This window comes from Actinomyces sp. oral taxon 170 str. F0386 (genome assembly GCF_000195595.1).
In the GTDB taxonomy this organism is placed as follows: domain Bacteria; phylum Actinomycetota; class Actinomycetes; order Actinomycetales; family Actinomycetaceae; genus Actinomyces.
Window position 1 is genome coordinate 17106 of sequence record NZ_GL882540.1, and the last position, 17426, is coordinate 34531.

At 69.2% G+C, this 17426-nt stretch carries 10 protein-coding genes and 1 tRNA gene; 6 read left to right on the forward strand and 5 right to left on the reverse strand.

All coding sequences use genetic code 11. The features are described from left to right. Positions 1-133: 133 nt before the first annotated feature. Complete coding sequence (locus tag HMPREF9056_RS07545) at positions 134-1390, reverse strand: PDZ domain-containing protein (protein WP_009404025.1); 1257 nt, start codon at positions 1388-1390, stop codon at positions 134-136. Positions 1391-1610: 220 nt separating this feature from the next. On the opposite strand from HMPREF9056_RS07545, the gene HMPREF9056_RS07550 reads away from it, so the two are divergent. After that, complete coding sequence (locus tag HMPREF9056_RS07550) at positions 1611-3176, forward strand: zinc-dependent metalloprotease (RefSeq protein ID WP_009404026.1); 1566 nt, start codon at positions 1611-1613, stop codon at positions 3174-3176. Between the two features lie 58 nt (positions 3177-3234). On the opposite strand, the gene HMPREF9056_RS07555 is transcribed toward HMPREF9056_RS07550, so the two are convergent. After that, complete coding sequence (locus tag HMPREF9056_RS07555) at positions 3235-3828, reverse strand: PPA1309 family protein (RefSeq protein ID WP_009404027.1); 594 nt, start codon at positions 3826-3828, stop codon at positions 3235-3237. A 234-nt stretch (positions 3829-4062) separates the two neighbouring features. Between HMPREF9056_RS07555 and HMPREF9056_RS07560 the strand changes: the two genes are divergently transcribed. The 3 genes from HMPREF9056_RS07560 (at position 4063) to ppk2 (ending at position 8409) form a co-directional block, all read left to right on the forward strand. Next, complete coding sequence (locus HMPREF9056_RS07560; protein ID WP_034514242.1) at positions 4063-7245, forward strand: UPF0182 family protein; 3183 nt, start codon at positions 4063-4065, stop codon at positions 7243-7245. Between the two features lie 120 nt (positions 7246-7365). Then, positions 7366-7442 (forward strand) — tRNA-Met (locus HMPREF9056_RS07565). Positions 7443-7569: 127 nt separating this feature from the next. Beyond that, complete coding sequence (gene ppk2 / locus HMPREF9056_RS07570; RefSeq protein WP_034514243.1) at positions 7570-8409, forward strand: polyphosphate kinase 2; 840 nt, start codon at positions 7570-7572, stop codon at positions 8407-8409. On the opposite strand, the gene HMPREF9056_RS07575 is transcribed toward ppk2, so the two are convergent. The 3 genes from HMPREF9056_RS07575 to HMPREF9056_RS07585 form a co-directional block, all read right to left on the reverse strand. After that, positions 8406-9161 (reverse strand): NAD-dependent protein deacylase, encoded by a 756-nt coding sequence (locus HMPREF9056_RS07575; protein WP_009404031.1) that lies wholly within the window; start codon positions 9159-9161, stop codon positions 8406-8408. The genes ppk2 and HMPREF9056_RS07575 overlap by 4 nt on opposite strands. 10 nt (positions 9162-9171) lie before the next feature. Then, positions 9172-9603 carry a hypothetical protein gene (locus HMPREF9056_RS07580; RefSeq protein ID WP_009404032.1) on the reverse strand — a complete coding sequence of 144 codons (432 nt, stop codon included), beginning with the start codon at positions 9601-9603 and terminating at the stop codon, positions 9172-9174. A 291-nt stretch (positions 9604-9894) separates the two neighbouring features. After that, positions 9895-10110: a DUF3107 domain-containing protein gene (locus tag HMPREF9056_RS07585; RefSeq protein WP_009232349.1), complete on the reverse strand. Its 216-nt coding sequence runs from the start codon at positions 10108-10110 to the stop codon at positions 9895-9897. A 246-nt stretch (positions 10111-10356) separates the two neighbouring features. Between HMPREF9056_RS07585 and HMPREF9056_RS07590 the strand changes: the two genes are divergently transcribed. Both HMPREF9056_RS07590 and HMPREF9056_RS07595 read left to right on the forward strand, forming a co-directional pair. Next, entirely contained in the window at positions 10357-13980 is a 3624-nt protein-coding gene (locus HMPREF9056_RS07590; RefSeq protein ID WP_009404033.1) for a UrvD/REP family ATP-dependent DNA helicase, read from the forward strand. After that, a complete protein-coding gene (locus HMPREF9056_RS07595) occupies positions 13977-17417 on the forward strand; it encodes an ATP-dependent DNA helicase (protein WP_009404034.1) in 3441 nt (1146 codons plus the stop codon). The genes HMPREF9056_RS07590 and HMPREF9056_RS07595 overlap by 4 nt, the downstream gene beginning before the upstream one ends. Positions 17418-17426: the final 9 nt, after the last annotated feature.

Here is a 17426-nt window from a genome sequence, read left to right on the forward strand (position 1 = left end):
CTCCTGGCCTCCGCGTGGGAGCACCAGCACCCTGATGTCCTGACGGCGTCGTCAGAACCCGAGCCGAGAGTGGCACGAGCAGGTCCGAGACGGCCAGAGGCGACCGCCGGCCTGTGGATAACTCGCCGAGCGCTCAGCCGGCGGAGCAGGTCGTCAAGCCGGAGGTGTTGCCCGAGGCGATCGCCTCAGTGGCGGTGACCGCCTCGTGCAGGGTGCTCACCGCGAAGACCTGCATCCCCTCGGGCTCGTGGCCCCTGACCTCATCGCAGTTACTGGCCGGGGCCAGGAAGAACCGCGAGCCGGAGTTACGGGCCCCCGCCATCTTCTGCTGGATGCCGCCGATCGGGCCGACCTGACCGTCCATGTTGATCGTCCCGGTTCCGGAGATGTCCTTGCCGCCGGTCAGGGAACCGGGGGTGATCTCGTCGACGACCCCGAGGGCGAACATCATCCCGGCGCTGGGTCCGCCGACGTCGGACAGCCCGAAGGAGGCCTCCACCGTGCTGTCCACCGAGATCTTCAGACTCAGTCCCAGTAGCGACCCGGTCGTTCCCTCCTGCGGGGCGATCGTGGTGAGCGCCGCCGTCGTCTGCTGCTCACCGCGGTTCACGCCGAGTGTCACCCGGGTGCCCTCGGGGATCGTGGTCATCAGCTCACGCAGCTGAGAGAAGGAGGTGATGGTCGTCGCCTCACCGCCTTCGGGCGTGATCGTCTCCAGGACATCCCCGGCCTGGATCTCGGTCGAGGTCTGCTGCTCGATCACCTCGGTGACAGTCAGGTGCATGGCGCCGGCCATACCGGTCTCGATGAGAGCGGCGATGACGGCGGAGTCCTGCGATGCGGTCATCTGGGCCTTACCCGTCTCCTCGACCTGCTGGGCGCTCTGGTCCTGGGGGCACACCTCGTTGCGGTCCACGATCCGCCTGTCCGATGAGATCCAGGCGGCGATGAGATCGGCAGTGGTCACCGGGTAGCCGGGGCAGCCCGACACCGAGACGGTGGTCATCCGCAGGGCGCCCTCGGTCGGATATGTCTCGGTGCCCGAGACCTTCAGGACGTCCTGATCCGCCGACTTGCCGTTGTCCAGCACGTTCCAAGTGGGGCCGGGTGCCTCGATGACCGCGTTGACCGGCACCAGGAAGACAGCCGCGATGAGGACGACAACCAGGACGAACGTCCCAGCGGCCACGGCTCTCCTCAGCCTGCGCCGACGCCGGTCCTCCTGGGACGAGCCCGTGTCAGACTCGTCCGTCTGCTCGGGCTGGCTGGCCTGACCGGGCGAGTTCTCCTCGATCGCCTGGGGCGACGTGGGGCGGCCGGAGCCGGCTGAGTCCGTCGTGTCGGCGGCGTCGGGCTGGTCTGGTTGCGTCACGCGCTCATCATGCGACATCTTTCTGGGGAAGACAGACAGTTATCGATACGAACTTGGCACGAAGACGACACAATGACGACACGGTGAGGGCCTGAGCCGCATCAAGACGCCGGCGGGCACGCCGTCGGCGAACGGATCATGGCCCCAGCACAGGAATGGGTGGGAGCATAAGGCCGTTAGAGACAGTGTCCAAACGGTCCAGACGTTGCCCTAGGGCCACCCGGCGAGAGGAAACCCCGTGAGCGAGGACGCCTTCGACGAGCTCGAGAAGATGCTCGCATCACTGTTCGGCGAGCAGATGGCCTCGGACGCCGTCGGAGCCCTGCGCTCGTCCGGGGTGGACCCCGGCTCCATCGCCCAGATGCCGGGGGTGGGGGACATCTCCCAGCTCAGCCCCGCCCAGCTGCTGGCGATGCGCGCTCAGTTCCAGCAGATGTTCTCTGCCTCCACCTCCGAGCCTGTCAACTGGCAGATGGGCCAGGAGCTGGCCCTTCAGCAGGCACGTGGCGACGGCGATCCCACGGTGACCGCCGCGGTCGCCGACTCCACGCGCCAGGCCCTTCAGGTGGCCGACCTGTGGCTCGATACCGCCACCGAGTTCATGCCCGCCCCCGGGCAGCGGGAGGCCTGGAGCCGCAGCGCTTGGGTCGAGCGCACCCTGCCGGTGTGGAAGGACGTGTGCGCCCCCGTGGCCGAGGCCGTCACCACCGCCCTGGCCCGTACCCTGGAGAAGCAGATCCGCGACATGCCGGCCGAGATGGAGCAGGCCGCCCAGCAGATGGGGGCGCTCGGATCCATCATGCGCACCATGGCCGGCACCGCTTTCGGCCTCCAGATCGGTCAGGCCATCGGCGAGCTCGCCAAGGAGGCCCTGGGCGCCACGGACACGGGCCTTCCTCTGACCCGTGAGCCGGGTACGGCTCTGGTTCCCGCCAACGTGGCCTCCTTCGCCGAGGGGCTGGAGGTCGACGAGGACGAGGCCCGTATGTTCCTGGCGGTGCGTGAGGCCGCCACCGCCCGCCTCTACGCCCACGTGCCCTGGCTGCGCGGACAGGTTCTCCAGGCCGTGGCCGCCTACGCCCGTGAGATCCGCATCGACACCGAGACCCTGGAGTCGGCGGTGGCCCAGGTGGACCCCAACGATCCCGACGCGCTCCGCGAGGCCCTCGAGAGCGGGCTGTTCGCACCTCAGGAGACCGAGGCCCAGCGGGAGGCCCTGGAGAACCTGGAGACCCTGCTGGCCCTCGTCGAGGGCTGGGTCGAGGTGGTCACGGCACGCGCTGCGGCACCCCACCTGCCCCACATCATGGCGCTGGCCGAGATGATGCGCCGACGCCGGGCCCAGGGCGGGGCCGCCGAGCAGGTCTTCGCCCGCCTCATCGGGCTGACCTTCCGACCCCGCCGGGCCCGTGAGGCCGCCGAGCTGTGGGCCCACCTGGGCGCCCAGGCCGACGACGCCGAGCGCGACGCCTTCTGGAACCACCCCGACGTCATGCCCACGGCCTCCGAGCTCGCCAACCCCAAGGACTTCCTCACCATGAGGCGCATGGCCCAGGACATCGACGCCGAGATCGACGCCGACCTGGCCTCCCTGCTGGATGGCACCCTCGGGTACGCCGAGGGCGCCAAGGAGGCGGACGAGAACAGCCCCGAGGGACTCGGGGACCAGATCCCACCGTCCACCCCCGCCTCCGACGGCGACGCTCCGCAGGAGCGCGATGAGTCAGCCGATCCCGCCGCCTCCGACGGTGACGACGATGACCGCTCCGACGGGTCGGGCTCCAGTGGTCCGGCAGCACCCTGAACCAGGCGGGATCGAGAGGAGACGTCGCTCGCCCGCAGGTGACCGGGCCGCACGAACCTCATAGGAATGTCGCCGCCATCGCCTCGACCAGGCCGGGCACCAGCTGCTCGCCCTGGTAGACGGAGGCGTCGTCGTCGTGGGTGCGGGAGCGCAGCGCGCACCAGGACTCGCCGCTGCGCAGGACCCCCACTACCATGCGGATGTCCTCGCGGTCGGGGCGCTCCTGGAGGAAGGCGAGGCGCTCAGCGGCGTCGGTGATGGTGTCGGCCTCCTCCTGTGCCGCGGGCGGCAGAACCAGCCGCTCGACGCTGATCGCGGCGCCGTGGACGGACTCGGGCCAGGCCAGCTGGGCCAGCAGGTGCTCCAGGTCGGCGGCAGCCGGCAGCCCTTCCTGCTCCACCACCATGAGGAGCTCGGGGTCGGCCTGGGCCTCCTCCACGGTGGCGGCGTCCAGGAGCCCGGCCACGTCCGGGTCGGCCCGGATGGCCGCGGCAGTACGCACCAGTGCGAAGACACGCACCGGCTGGTCCCAGCCGAAGGCGGCCACGTGGGCCTCGGTCTCCGTCACCGCGCGAGCCAGGGCCCGGCTCCGAGAGGACGGGGACTGCTGCGTGCTCGAGGCGGTGACATCGTCATGCTTATCGTCGCTCACCCCGTCATCGTCTCACCGGTGCCGGCGTTGGTTCCAATGACTTCCAATGACATGGCCCCGCACGTGCGGCTTCGGCGTTGCGGCTGCCCGGGATCGGTTTCTCATCCTGGAGAAGGTTGTGGGCGCGTCGGCGGTGTGTGGGACGATGGTCTGAGCGGCCCTTCCGGCCGACGGCGCCGCGCTGGACAGTGTGCGACGCAGCGCCACTACGTACGTCAGACAGGGAGCAGGATCGTGAGCAGCACGCCCGACGACGAGTCCCAGGACTCATCCTCCGAGGATTCCTCGAGCAAGCCGAACGGCTCCTCCCGGAAGAAGAAGCCGGGAGACGGGACCGGGCTGTTCGGCCTGGGACGTACGGGTGCCGGCGGAACCCGTCCGCCCCGCACACCGCGCAGCAGGACATCGCGCCGACGTCCGGGGCCTCTGGCACTGACCATCTCGATCCTCGCCGCGACAGCCGTCATCATCGGCATCATGTCCCAGGTGTGGACCGAGGTCCTCTGGTTCAGCCAGACCGGCTACGCCCGCGTGCTGTGGACCCAGTGGATCGCCCTCGTCGTCCTGTTCCTGCTGGGATTCGCGGTGATGTTCGGGGCCGTCTTCGTCTCGATGACCAGTGCCTACCGGGCTCGGGAGATCGGGGTGCCCGACGACGAGGCCACCCGCAACCTTGAGGCCTACCGCACGGTCATCGAGCCCCTGCGCCGTCGGCTGACCTGGGCGGTGCCCGCCGTCCTGGCCCTGTTCGGCTCGGCCTGGGAGCTCGCCCCCAGCTGGCGCGAGATGCTCCTGGCCCTCAATTCACAGTCCTTCGGCGTCAAGGACCCCCAGTTCGGGATCGACATCTCCTTCTACGTGTTCATCCTGCCCGCGGTGCTGACCCTCGTGTCCTTCCTGTCCGGCGTCGTGCTGTTCTCCGGTGTGGCGTCCGTGGTGGTCCACTACCTCTACGGTGGTATCTCCGTGGTGCGCAAACCCCACTTCACCAAGGCCGCACGCATCCACCTGGCGGTCTTCCTGGCGCTGTACGCCGCCATCAGGGCGGTGGGTTACTGGCTGGGTCGATACAGTGCCCTGTACGCCTCCAACTCCAAGTTCGACGGTGCCAACTACACCGACGTCAACGCGGTCATCCCCGCCAACGCGATCCTCGCCGCGATCGGGCTGGCTGTGGCGATCCTCTTCGTCGCCTCGGTGCGCTCCAGCTCCTGGCGCCTGCCGATCATCGGCGTGGCCGTCATGATCGTCTCCTCGCTGGTGGTGGGAACCGCCTACCCGCTGGTCATCCAGAAGTTCGTCGTCGACCCCAACGCCCAGCGCCAGGAGGCGGAGTACATCCAGCGCAACATCAACGCCACCAAGGCCGCCTACGGTCTGGAGAACGTGGAGACCACCAACTACGACGCCAAGACGGAGGCGACGGCCGGCCAGCTGGAGGAGGACGCCGAGGCCACCGCCTCGATCCGCCTGCTCGACCCGGGCCTGGTCTCACCGACCTTCCAGCAGCTCCAGCAGAACAAGCAGTACTACTCCTTCGCCAACCGCCTCAACGTGGACCGCTACAAGGTGGACTCCAGCAGTCGCGACACCGTCATCGCGGTGCGTGAGCTCAACCTGTCCGGCCTCGGTGAGGGGCAGCGGACCTGGGTCAACGAGCACACCGTCTACACCCACGGCTACGGAGTCGTGAACGCCTACGGCAACACGGTGGCCTCCGGTGGCTACCCCTCCTTCTGGGAGGGCGGCATCCCGTCCAAGGGGGACCTGGGCGAGTACGAGCCCCGGATCTACTTCGGCCAGTCCTCGCCCTCGTACTCCATCGTGGGTGGTAGGGACAACGGCTCGCCGCGCGAGCTGGACTACCCCGACGACGAGTCCAAGACCGGACAGGTCAACACCACCTTCTCCGGCAACGGCGGGCCGAGCGTGTCCAACCCGTTCAACCGGCTGCTCTACGCCGCCAAGTTCCAGGAGCCCAACATCCTCTTCTCCCAGGAGGTACGCGAGGGTTCCCAGATCCTCTACGACCGGGACCCGGCCAAGCGGGTCTCCAAGGTGGCTCCCTGGCTGACCCTGGACAACAGCCCCTACCCGGCCGTCGTCGACCATGACGACAACCCGGCCACACCCAAGCGGGTCATGTGGATCCTCGATGGCTACACCACGACGAACAACTACCCCTACGCCCAGCACGAGTCGTTGGCGAAGACGTCCGCGACCGCTGACGGCCAGGGTGGCCTGCTCGGAGCGCCGGAGGAGTCCAACTACGTGCGCAACTCCGTCAAGGCCGTCGTCGACGCCTATGATGGATCCGTCAAGCTCTACCAGTGGGATGACAAGGACCCGGTCCTCAAGACCTGGGAGAAGGTCTTCCCCGGCTCGGTCACGCCCATGAGCCAGATGAGCGCAGACCTCATCGCGCACATGCGCTACCCCGAGGACCTGTTCAACGTCCAGCGCACCATCATGGCGAACTATCACGTCAACGATGCTGCGGAGTTCTACTCCGGCGGTGACTTCTGGAAGATCCCCGACGACCCGACCACGCCCGGGCAGGATCAGCAGGCCCCCTACTACCTGACCCTCAAGATGCCGGGGCAGGAGCAGGCGAGCTTCTCGCTGTCCAGCGCCTACATCATCGGCGGTAACACCAACCGCAACGTGCTCACCGGTTTCCTCGCCGTGGACTCCGAGACCTCCCCCGGCACCGGGAAGAAGGGCGAGCGCAGCTCGAGCTACGGCAAGCTGAGACTTTTGGAGCTGCCGCGGTCCTCGAACGTCTCCGGGCCCGGGCAGGTGCAGAACATCTTCGACTCCAACCCGGATGCGTCTACCACGCTGAACCTGCTCTCCCAGCAGGGATCGCAGGTCATCAAGGGCAACCTGCTGACGCTGCCGGTGGGAGGCGGCCTGCTCTACGTCCAGCCGGTCTATGTCCAGTCCTCGTCCGGCACGCAGTATCCGCTGCTGCGCAAGGTGCTGGTCTCCTTCGGTGACAAGGTCGGCTTCGCAGACACTCTCTCCGGGGCGCTCGACCAGGTCTTTGGGGGCAACTCCGGGGCGACGACGGGGGAGCAGGCCGTCAACGGCGATGCCGGCGCGGCCAACGACACCAACGAGTCCACTGACGGTAAGGATCCGACGGCAGGTGGGGGAGCGGGGGCCTCGCCGGCACCGAGCGCCGAGCCCTCGGCCTCTGCGAGCACGCCGACGTCCCCGTCCGCGGACCCGTCCGCCGCTGGAGGCTCGGACCCGAGGGCGGAGCTCAACCAGGCCCTCTCGGACGCCCAGACCGCAATGACCGACTCGGACACGGCCAGGAGCAAGGGTGACTGGGCGGCCTACGGTGATGCGCAGAAGCGTCTCAACGACGCCGTCAACCGAGCCATCGCCGCACAGCAGAAGATGGGCTGAGTGCGCTCGATCGGCAGCGCGAGGGCGTGCCCTGCGACCCGCCTCACCGGGCGGTGAGCAAGGGCACGCCCTCGCTATTTGCCTCGAGGGCGGGGTGGCTCCTATGGTTGGTCTCACCGACGCGGGGTGGAGCAGTTCGGTAGCTCGCCGGGCTCATAACCCGGAGGTCGCAGGTTCGAATCCTGTCCCCGCTACCACTCCAGAGGAGCCCGATCCTTTCCAGGATCGGGCTCCTCTGCTCTGTCTGAACGGAGATCGTCGGGTTGTCTGCGCGCCTGGATGAGATCTGTGCGAAACTCAGGCATGGTAAAGAAGCACCCCACTATGGACCGTTCCCTGTACGAGGCCGAGCTGCTCAGGCTGCAGGCGGAGCTGGTCGAGATGCAGGAGTGGGTCAGGGCCACCGGAGCCCGCGTCGTCGTCATCTTCGAAGGGCGTGACGCGGCCGGCAAGGGCGGGGCGATCAAGCGGATCACCGAGTACCTCAACCCGCGTGTCGCGCGCGTGGTCGCGCTCCCGGTCCCCACTGAGCGCGAGCGCACCCAGTGGTACTTCCAGCGCTACATCGCACACCTGCCCGCCGCGGGCGAGATCTGCCTGTTCGACCGCTCCTGGTACAACCGCGGCGGTGTCGAGCACGTCATGGGCTACTGCACTCCCGAGGAGCACCGGCGCTTCCTTCAGCAGTGCCCGGTATTCGAGAGGATGCTCGTCGATGACGGCATCCTGCTGCGCAAGTACTGGTTCTCCGTGCCCCAGAAGGAGCAGTACAAGCGATTCAGGTCGAGGATGACCGACCCCATGCGCCGCTGGAAGCTCTCACCCACGGACCTGGAGGCCCTGCCCCGCTGGGAGGACTACTCGCGCGCCAAGGACGAGATGTTCGTCCACACCGACATCGACTCAGCGCGCTGGCACGTCGTGGAGTCGGCGGACAAACGCAAGGCGCGCATCAACATGATCCACCACCTGCTGGAGTCCATTCCCTACGAGCATGTGGAGCGCCCCGAGATGACCTTCCCGAAGAAGTCCTCGTTGCCGTCGTCGGGCTACCGCCGCACTGATCGAACCCTCCAGCACGAGGTGCCCGACTACGCGGCCACGCTCAGCGAGGCCGAGGCGCCCGAGTCCTACGTGGACCTCGAGGACCAGGGGATCGGCTAGGGTCGCGGCCTCAGGCGCTCCAGCTCGTGGAAGACCTGGCCGACCGGCTCGCGGATGATGAGGTCGGCACGGGAGTCGTAGGGTGTGGAGGTCGCGTTCATGAGGACCAGGCGCTCGCCGGTGTAGTAGTCGATGAGGCCTGCCGCCGGATGGACGACCAGGCTCGTGCCGGCCACGATCAGCAGGTCCGCCTCCGTGATCGCCCGGACAGCGCCCTCGATGACGTCGCCGTCCAGCATCTCCCCGTAGAACACGATATCCGGTCGCAGCACCGAGGCGCAGGTGGGGCAGTGGGGGACGGATCCGGAGCGGGCGTCGTCGACGTCGTTGAGGGTGACGTGCTCACCGCAGCCGGTGCAGGTCAGACGTGACCAGTTGCCGTGCAGCTCGAGGACCCGCTTGGAACCGGCCCATTGGTGAAGCCCGTCGATGTTCTGCGTGACCACGGCCGACAGCTTCCCGGCCTGCTCCAGGCTGGCCACGAACCTGTGGGCGGCGTTAGGGGCCACACCCTCGCGGGCGTTCTCCTGGGCGAACCACTCCCAGTAGGCCTGCGGGTGCACGGTGAAGAAGTCGATGGAGAGGACCTGCTCCAGGGGGATCTCCCGGTTCTGGTGGTAAAAGCCCTTGGCGCCGCGGAAGTCCGGGATCCCCGACTCTGTTGAGACCCCCGCCCCACCGAAGAAGACGATGTGCTCGGACTCCGCGATCCACTGAGCGAGCAGGCTCCGCTGGCTGTCCTGTTGGTCCATGCACTCCAGCCTAACGCCGGGCGTTGATTCGGCATGGGCAGAGACGGGTCCCGTCACGGTGCCAGACGAGGTACAGACTCAGGACGCAGGTGAGAGTCGACAGCGTCCCGGTGACGTAGCGTTCGAAGTCGCTGGCTGTGATGAAGAGGTTGAACGCCGAGGCGATGAACAGCCACAGGGTCGAGGCGTACACGATGCCACGTGCGGTGCGCTCCCGTAGAGGGCGACGCAGCAGACCGCCGTACCTGAGGTAGGCCAGGGCGCAACCGGACCAGGCCAGGAAGAAGGCCAGATTGAGCGGCCTGAGCATGACAGGGGAGACGGGGTAGACCCCGCCCAGGACGAACCGCCCCAGAGGAAGCCCCAGGGCCAGCAACAGCTGCAGCACGCCGTTGGCGAGGAAGGAAGCGGCGCACACAGCCGCGATCACGGGTGACCTCATGAGAGCGACTGTACTGGTCCACCTTCCGACGACGTGAGAGGCTGGTGCAGCAGGTAACTGGCGTTGGGCCGTGCGCCAGAGCCCGGCATCTTGACCTGGTCTCGTAGCGAATGGTGTGGGGATTCGAGCGACGGTGAACGCCCGATTCCCCGGACTCCCGGGATGTTGATCTCAGTGCTCTCGTAGGACGCTGAGCAGAACGGCAAAGGCCCAGATCAACGGCGGAACTGTTTGGTTGGACCGTTGTCCGCCAGATCTGGGCTCCTTGCGCGCTCGTCGAGAAGACGAGACTCAGATACCGAAGCCGACCCGGCGGGGCTCGGCCTCCCCGAGCTCGACGTAGGCCAGTGAGCCGGCCGGGACGAAGACCTTGCGGCCCTTGTCGTCGGTGAGGGTGACGGCCTTGGTCTCGGCGTCGGCCACGGCGGCCAGCACCTTCTCCTGAGAGTCGGAGGTCTCCAGCGAGAGCTCGCGGCTAGCGTGCTTGATTCCGATCGTGACCTGCATGGGACTCCTTTGCATCGTCTGTGTGCCGTATTGAGCGGCGTACCGCCCATCGGGGGAGAGGGGCGTGAACCTGACCTGATCCTAGATGTGCCCGGGGCGCTCGACGTCCGAGCGCCCCGGAAACCGCGCCGTTTCGCCTCACGCGGACAGGTGAGTCGTCGGCTTCCTGGGTGTTGAGGAACGGCCCTCGGTGACGATCCTTTAACGGTGCGCGTTCATGTCAGCGGCCCGTGATGAGATGGTCCCATGTCCCAGGACCCTGTTCGTCTCCTCCCGCCCGCAGAGGTGCCGGAGCTCCCCGTTGCCGACGCCGATGGGCGCCGGGTCCTGGATCGTGTGGCTGAAGGGGACAACGTCGTTGTCCTGGGGGCGCCTGGGACCGGCAAGACCTCGCTCGCCCTGAGGCTGCTGGCCGAGGCGGTCGCGGGTGGCCGGGACGCTCTTCTGCTCGCACCCACCCGCGCGCGTGCGGACTGGCTGCGTGGGCGAGCCGCCCTCCTGCTGCGAGAGGGATATGGCGACGGCGTCGTGCGAGTGCGTACCCCCGCCGCTCTCGCCCTGACGATCCTGACCACCTCGCTGACCAAGAGGCCTGCCCCGTTACCGGCCCCGGTTCTCCTGGCCGGTGCGGAGGAGGACTCGGTCCTGGCCTCCATGATCAGTGTCATCAGCTGGCCCGGGCTCCCCGCTGAGACGACCGGTTCGAGGGCCTTCCGCTCCGAGCTTCGCAATCTTCTGGCGCGCGCCGGAGAGCTCGGCATCACTGCTGACGAGCTGGCTGATCTGGGGCGCCGGCTCAACGTCCCCATCTGGGGACCCGCTGCCGAGCTCCTGCGCACCTGGGACGCGCAGGGCAGGCCCAGCGCCGACCGCAGGGCCCAGACCCGCAAGATGGACACCGCCCGCCTCCAGGACCGAGCCGTGGAAGCCCTGCGATCCTGGGACTCCGACGCCGTCACGGACCCTCCGCCCGTCCCGGACCTCGTTATCGTCGACGACTACCAGGACTGCACGGCCGCCACCGCCCGGCTCCTGACGGCCCTGGCCACCCCGGACCCTGATGGGCACCGGGCACAGATCGCGGTGCTGGGAGACCCGGACGTCGCTGTCGAGACCTTTCGTGGTGGTACACCCAGCCTGCTCGTGGCCGCCGAGGATCACTCGGGACTGGGGGCGAGCCGCCTGCAGCTGACCACCTGCTACCGGGGTAACCCGGAAACCGCGTCGGTGGTCGCCGACCAGAGCGCCCGGGTCCCGGTGACGGGCACGGCCTCTCACCGGCAGACGGCCCTGGCTCCCCCTCGATCGTCGTCACGCCTCTCGGAGGAACCCGAGAGGGAAGGGACGGCACCGGTCGGCGTCGAGGCGATCCTGGCCTCCTCCGTCTGGCAGGAACGTGCCCACGTCGCCCGGGCCCTCAGACTCGAGCACGTCCACCGCGGCACTGCCTGGTCGCAGATGGCCGTCATCGTCCGCAGCTCCGCCGACGCCGAGTCACTGGCCAGGGACCTGCGCAGACGGGGTGTGCCCCTGGCCTCCCGTACGCCCGCGGTACTCCTGCGCGCGGAGCCCGCGTCGGCGGCGCTCCTGGACATTGTGCGCGCCGCCGTCTCCGACCAGCTGGGGGGCGGCGGCGAGCTGCCGCAGCGGGAGGCCTCCGTCAACCTGCTCACCAGCCCCCTGGTGGGGCTGACCACCATGGATCTGCGCCGACTGCGCCGCAGGCTGCGCCAGGACATGGACACCGCGGGCAAGGGCGACGGTCGAGCTGAGTCCGCTGAATCCTCCGTGTCGTCTGAGTCAGCCGGGTCCGCCACGGCCACCGAGGCCGCCACGAGGCCCGGTGCTCGGACCGGAGCCGATACCGTACTCCTGTCCCTGGTGGCCGACGCCGGTCAGGCCGCTGCTTTTGCCCGGTCCCTGGATGGGGAGTCCCTCGGCGTCCAGGCGAGCCAGCTCCTCACCGCCGCCCGGATCATCGAGGCCCTGCGCACCCGCCTGCACGGCACACCCGACGACGCACCTCGTGATGTCGAGGCCCTCCTATGGGCCGCCTGGGCCGCATCCGGCAGGGCTGAGGCCTGGCGGTCCGTTGCCCTGCGATCCTCCAGCAGCTCAGTACGCTCGTTGCTGTCCGAGGCCGCCGAGCACGACCTCGACGTCGTCACCACGCTGTTCAAGCGTGCGGAGGTCTGGGCCGAGCGCCACCCCGGCCAGGACGCGTCCAGCTTCCTGGCCGAGCTCGACGCCGAGGTCCTGCCCTCGGACTCCGTCGCTCCCCGGGGACGGCGCCCGGAGGGTGTCGCCGTCATGACCCCGGCGCGCTGCGCGGGCCAGGAGTGGGAGCTCGTCGTTGTGACCGGGCTGGAGCGGGACCGCTGGCCGGACCTGCGCCTGCGGGACTCCCTGACTCGCACCGGCCTCCTCGTTGACGCGGTCACCGACCGTCTGCCGGCAGGAGCTAACGGCCCGGAAGCCGCGAGCGAGGGCAGTGGAGCCATCGCGGCTGCCCGTGCCCAGGTACGCGCCGACGAGCGCCGCATGCTCATCATGGCCCTCTCCCGCGCCACCCGCCGTCTTCTGCTGACAGCCACCGCCGACGCCGAGCACGCCCCGTCGCCCTTCCTGACAGAGATCGCCCAGGCCATTGGGATCCACCTGACCGACTCCGACGGTGCTCCGATCCTCGCCCCCGACACCGGAGACCTCATCCTGCGTGGCCTGGTCGGGGAGCTGCGCCACGCGGCCGTTGCCGGAAACCTGGAGACGGCCACCCCCACAGAACGCCAGCGCGGCCGAGCCGCCGTCGAGCTGCTGGCGGATCTCGCCCGCCAGGATGTTCCCGGCGCCGACCCGGCCGCCTGGATCGGCGCGACTGGTCCTACCTCCACCACCCCCCTCGTTGCCAAGGGGGAGAGAATTCGGGTGAGCCCCTCCGACGTCGAGGGCCTGGCCGCCTGCCCGCTTAAGTGGTTCCTGAACCGCAACGGCGGCTCGGCCCCTGCCAGCGACGCCCAGGCCCTGGGGAGCCTCATCCACGAGATCGCTGAGCGGGCGGAGAGTGAGCACCTGCGCGGTGCCGCCCTACGGGCGGCCTTCGAGGAGCGCCTGGGTGACCTCGGCTACCCCGACACCTGGCTGGGGGGCCTGGCCGCCGAGCGCGCTCGCGCCATGATCGAGCGCCTTGACGCCTACCTGACCGAGTGCGATGCCCTGGGGGTCCGCGCCGATGTCGAGCATCCCGTTCGCGCCGACGTCGACATCCCTCTTCAGGTCCTCAGCCCGGAGGTCCGAGGCCGGGTCGGCGTCCGGATGTCGGTGGGCGGCCTCGATGCCGTCCCCGTCAGGATATCCGGGCGTATTGACCGGCTCGAGCACCTGGGTGACCACGCGGGACAGGACTTGGACGACCCTGCCGCACCCGCTGGGAACAGCAGTGCGCGCGTCATCGACCTCAAGACCGGGCAACGTGTCCCCAAGGACGTCCAGCGCCACCCCCAGCTGGCCACCTACCGGCTCGCCCTGGCCTCGCAGGGCCGCGACGTTACTGGCGGAGCCCTCGTGCTGCTCGGCAAGGAGCCTTCCAAACGATCCGGTGACGGCTACGTCCTGGTCCCACCGGGTGCCGCACTCGACCCCAGCCCCGCATCCCAGGAGCCTGCGGACCGGCCCGGAGACGAGCCCAACGACGGAGACCCGGACGCCTCGGCTGAAGTCCGTGAGGAGTACTGGGCCGAGGACCTCCTGGCCGGTGCGGCAGTGTCCGGCCTGGGTCCCCTGCTTGAGGCCCGCACCGGGGAGCACTGTCGCACCTGCATGGTCAAGGACTCCTGCCCCGTCCAGATCGAGGGAAGGAGAGTCGTCTCATGACCCCCGCTGTCTCCCGTGAAATCACCCCGCAGGCGCTTGCGGCCTCGCTCGGGATCCACACTCCCACCGAGGAGCAGGCGCGCGTCATCGCCCACCGGCTGAGCCCGCTCCTGGTCGTCGCCGGTGCCGGCTCAGGCAAGACCGCCACCATGGCGCAACGGGTCGTCTACCTGGTCGCCACCGGGCAGGTCCGTCCCGACCAGGTCCTTGGACTGACCTTCACCCGCAAGGCCACTGCCGAGCTCGACCAGCGCGTCGCCTCCCGCCTGACCGGCCTCGGTGCCGCCGGCATGCTCCCGGCCACCGCACCCGACGGTGCCGAGACCGGTGGCGACACTGCCGACTCCACCGACGTCGGCGAGCCGATGATCGCCACCTACAACTCCTTCGCAGGCTCACTGGTGCGCGACCACGGCCTGCGCATCGGCGTCGACCCCGACTCGACCCTCATCACCCAGGCCCGATCCTGGCAGATCGTCACCTCCCTGCTCGAGGCGCGCACGCTTCCGCTACCGAGTGAGAGCCTCATCCACAACGCGAGTGCCGCCCTGGTCCTGAGCGACGCCCTGAGCCAGAATCTGCTGAGCCTCGATGAGGCCGCCACGGACCTGGCCGACCTGACCGAGCAGTTCACCGCCCTGGCCGCCATCAAGGGCTGCAAGACCCTGGTCGGCAAGGCACCCGCGGTCATGAGCGAGTGGGAGGCACTGCTCGACGTCGTCGCCGAGCTGCAGGGCTACAAGCGCCGCCACGGCCTGCTCGACTTCGGCGACCAGATCGCCCTGGCCTGCGCCATTGCCGAGTCCGTTCCTGAAGCGGCCGCCCAGGTGCGTTCCCAGTACCCCGCGGTCCTGCTCGACGAGTTCCAGGACACCTCGGTGGCCCAGGTTCGGCTCCTGTCCGCCCTCTTCGCCGACTCCGGGGTGACCGCCGTCGGCGACCCCCACCAGGCCATCTACGGGTGGCGCGGGGCGAGTGCCGGGGCCCTGGACACCTTCCACCAGCGCTTCAACCCCACCGGTAGTTCCGGCACGCCGCCGGCCGACGCCGCCCCCGTCCTGGATCTGTCAACCTCCTGGCGCAACGACTCCACCATCCTCGAGGTGGCCAACGCCGTCTCCGAGCCACTGCGCTCCGGCGTCGTCCAGGATGGTGACCCCATGGGGGAGCACATCGCCGTCGCCCCTCTGCGAGCACGCTCCGTCTCCTTCGGCCTGGAGCCCGGGGCGGTCCACGGAGCCTTCCTCCAGGACCCGGTCGAGGAGGCCCGTACTGTGGCCGCATTCCTCGCCGAGCGCTGGTCGCCCGGCGCCGAGATGGCCGTCCTGTGCCGGACCCGGACGCAGATGGAGCCCATCGCAGCTGAGCTGGAGGCGGCGGGCCTGCCTTACACGATCGTCGGTCTGGGCGGGATGCTCTACGTGCCCGAGGTCGCCGACGTCCGTGCCCTGCTGACCGCCGCCTCCGACCCCGAGCGTGGAGACCGGGTGGTCAGGCTCCTGACCGGCTTCGGCATCGGTGCCGGCGACCTGCGCGCCCTGGCGACGCTGGCCCGCGAGGTCATCAACCCCACCCCGGAGCCGAGCCGGAACGGCACCGAGGGCCGAGCCTCCCAGGACGAGGCCGACTCTCCGCTGCTCAGTGAGGCCCTGGACACCTTGCTGCGATGGGACGAGGAGGGCGTGGACCAGCCAGTGCCCGACGTCGTTCACGACCTGACCGCGGCGGGGCGGGCTGTCGCTCTGCGCACCGCCCGAGCGATCAGATGCGTCCGGGAGGCCATCGCCCTGCCCCTGCCCGACCTCGTCACCCTTGCCGAGCAGGTCCTCGACCTCGACATCGAGATCGCCGCACGCGTCGGTGACCCGATGGGGCACCGGGCCCTCGACTCCTTCCAGGAGACGGCTCTCACCTTCGCAGCCGACACCGACGCGGCCACGCTCACCGGGTTCCTGGAGTGGCTCGACGCCGCTGAGGAGCAGGAGGACGCCATGACCGCCCCCGAGGTGGACACCTCGCCCGGAGCGGTCCAGCTCCTCACCGTCCACGCCGCCAAGGGCCTGGAGTGGGACGTCGTTGCCGTACCCGGCATGGATGAACAGGTCTTCCCCTCCTACACCAGCAGCGTCAAGGAGGACCTGCGCGTGGTGGAGACCGGCTGGATGGGCAGCACCTCGACCTTCCCCTTCCCGCTACGGGCCGACGCCGACGACCTTCCCCCCTTCACCGTCGGAGACCTCGACCCGGCCGTCACGGACAAGCCCCTTCTGACCGAGACGATGAACGCCTACAAGGAGGCCCTGGGCCGTCAGAGCCTGCGCGAGGAGCGCCGCCTGGCCTACGTGGCCTTCACTCGGGCCCGCCACGAGCTCCTCCTGACCGGTTCCCACCTGTCCAAGACCGCATCCAAGCCCCGTCGGCCCTCACGCTTCCTCACCGAGCTCCGACGGCGTGACCTGCTCGCCACTTACGGTGACGGCTGGGTCGACTTCGATGACTCCCGCCCCAACCCGCTGACAGCCCTCACCCAGGTGGGCACCTGGCCGCTCGACGCCGATGAGCCGGAGGCACCGGGCACCGGGACCCCAGGCACCAGGGGAGCGCACGGCGACGAGGAGACGCTCACGGACCGGGCCGGCGGCCTGCGTAGGGCCCGGTGGGCGGCTGCCGCTCAGGTCGCGGCCGCCATGAGCGATACGAGACCCACTGAACCGGCTTCTGCAGAGCCGTCTGCCCCTGCCCAGGTCGCGCAGACGAGCGATGAGACTCTGCAGCGCTGGCAGCTCGAGGCGGGACTCCTCCTGGCCGAGCGCGCCAGAGCCACAACGGCCACGTCTACTGTCCGCCTGCCCGAGCACCTGGCCGCCACCCGCCTGGACGACCTGCGTGCTGACCGGCAGCGATTCGCCCTCGACCTGCGCCGGCCTCTCCCGCCCGAGCCACGCGCCGCGGGCCGGCTCGGAACCGTCTTCCACGACGCCGTCGCCCAGCGCCTGAGCGCCAGAGGCACCCTGTTCAGCCTGGGGGAGGCGGGCGTCCCGGACAATCTCGACCCCCAGGACCGGGCTCGTGTCGAGCGCTGGCTGGACACCGCCGAGAACCTGTCGCTCCTGGACGACTACGTCCTGGCCGAGACCGAGACCGACCGGGAGATCACCGTCGGCGCCACCACCCTGCGCTGCCGCATGGACGCTGTCTTCCGTCGCGTGGACAGGGCCGGTTGGCTCATCGTCGACTGGAAGACCGGGCGCCGCCAGGTCCCCGTGGACCAGCTCAGTGTCTACGTTCACGCCTGGGCGGCCTCCCAGGGCGTCCCCGTCGGCTCGGTGCGCGCTGTCTACGTGTACGTCGACTATCCCGGAGGTCGCGTCGACGAGCTCACCGATGCGGACCTGCTCAGTCTTGACCAGATCGAGTCAGCTCTGACAGTGGGGTAGCAGTGGCAG

What these genes read in the sequence shown, in the direction of transcription:
- HMPREF9056_RS07590 (WP_009404033.1), top strand. Translation starts at nt 10,357, where the DNA reads ATGTCCCAGGACCCTGTTCGTCTCCTCCCGCCCGCAGAGGTGCCGGAG.
- HMPREF9056_RS07545 (WP_009404025.1), bottom strand. Translation starts at nt 1,390, where the DNA reads ATGTCGCATGATGAGCGCGTGACGCAACCAGACCAGCCCGACGCCGCC.
- HMPREF9056_RS07580 (WP_009404032.1), bottom strand. Translation starts at nt 9,603, where the DNA reads ATGAGGTCACCCGTGATCGCGGCTGTGTGCGCCGCTTCCTTCCTCGCC.
- HMPREF9056_RS07595 (WP_009404034.1), top strand. Translation starts at nt 13,977, where the DNA reads ATGACCCCCGCTGTCTCCCGTGAAATCACCCCGCAGGCGCTTGCGGCC.
- HMPREF9056_RS07585 (WP_009232349.1), bottom strand. Translation starts at nt 10,110, where the DNA reads ATGCAGGTCACGATCGGAATCAAGCACGCTAGCCGCGAGCTCTCGCTG.
- HMPREF9056_RS07575 (WP_009404031.1), bottom strand. Translation starts at nt 9,161, where the DNA reads ATGGACCAACAGGACAGCCAGCGGAGCCTGCTCGCTCAGTGGATCGCG.
- ppk2 (WP_034514243.1), top strand. Translation starts at nt 7,570, where the DNA reads ATGGACCGTTCCCTGTACGAGGCCGAGCTGCTCAGGCTGCAGGCGGAG.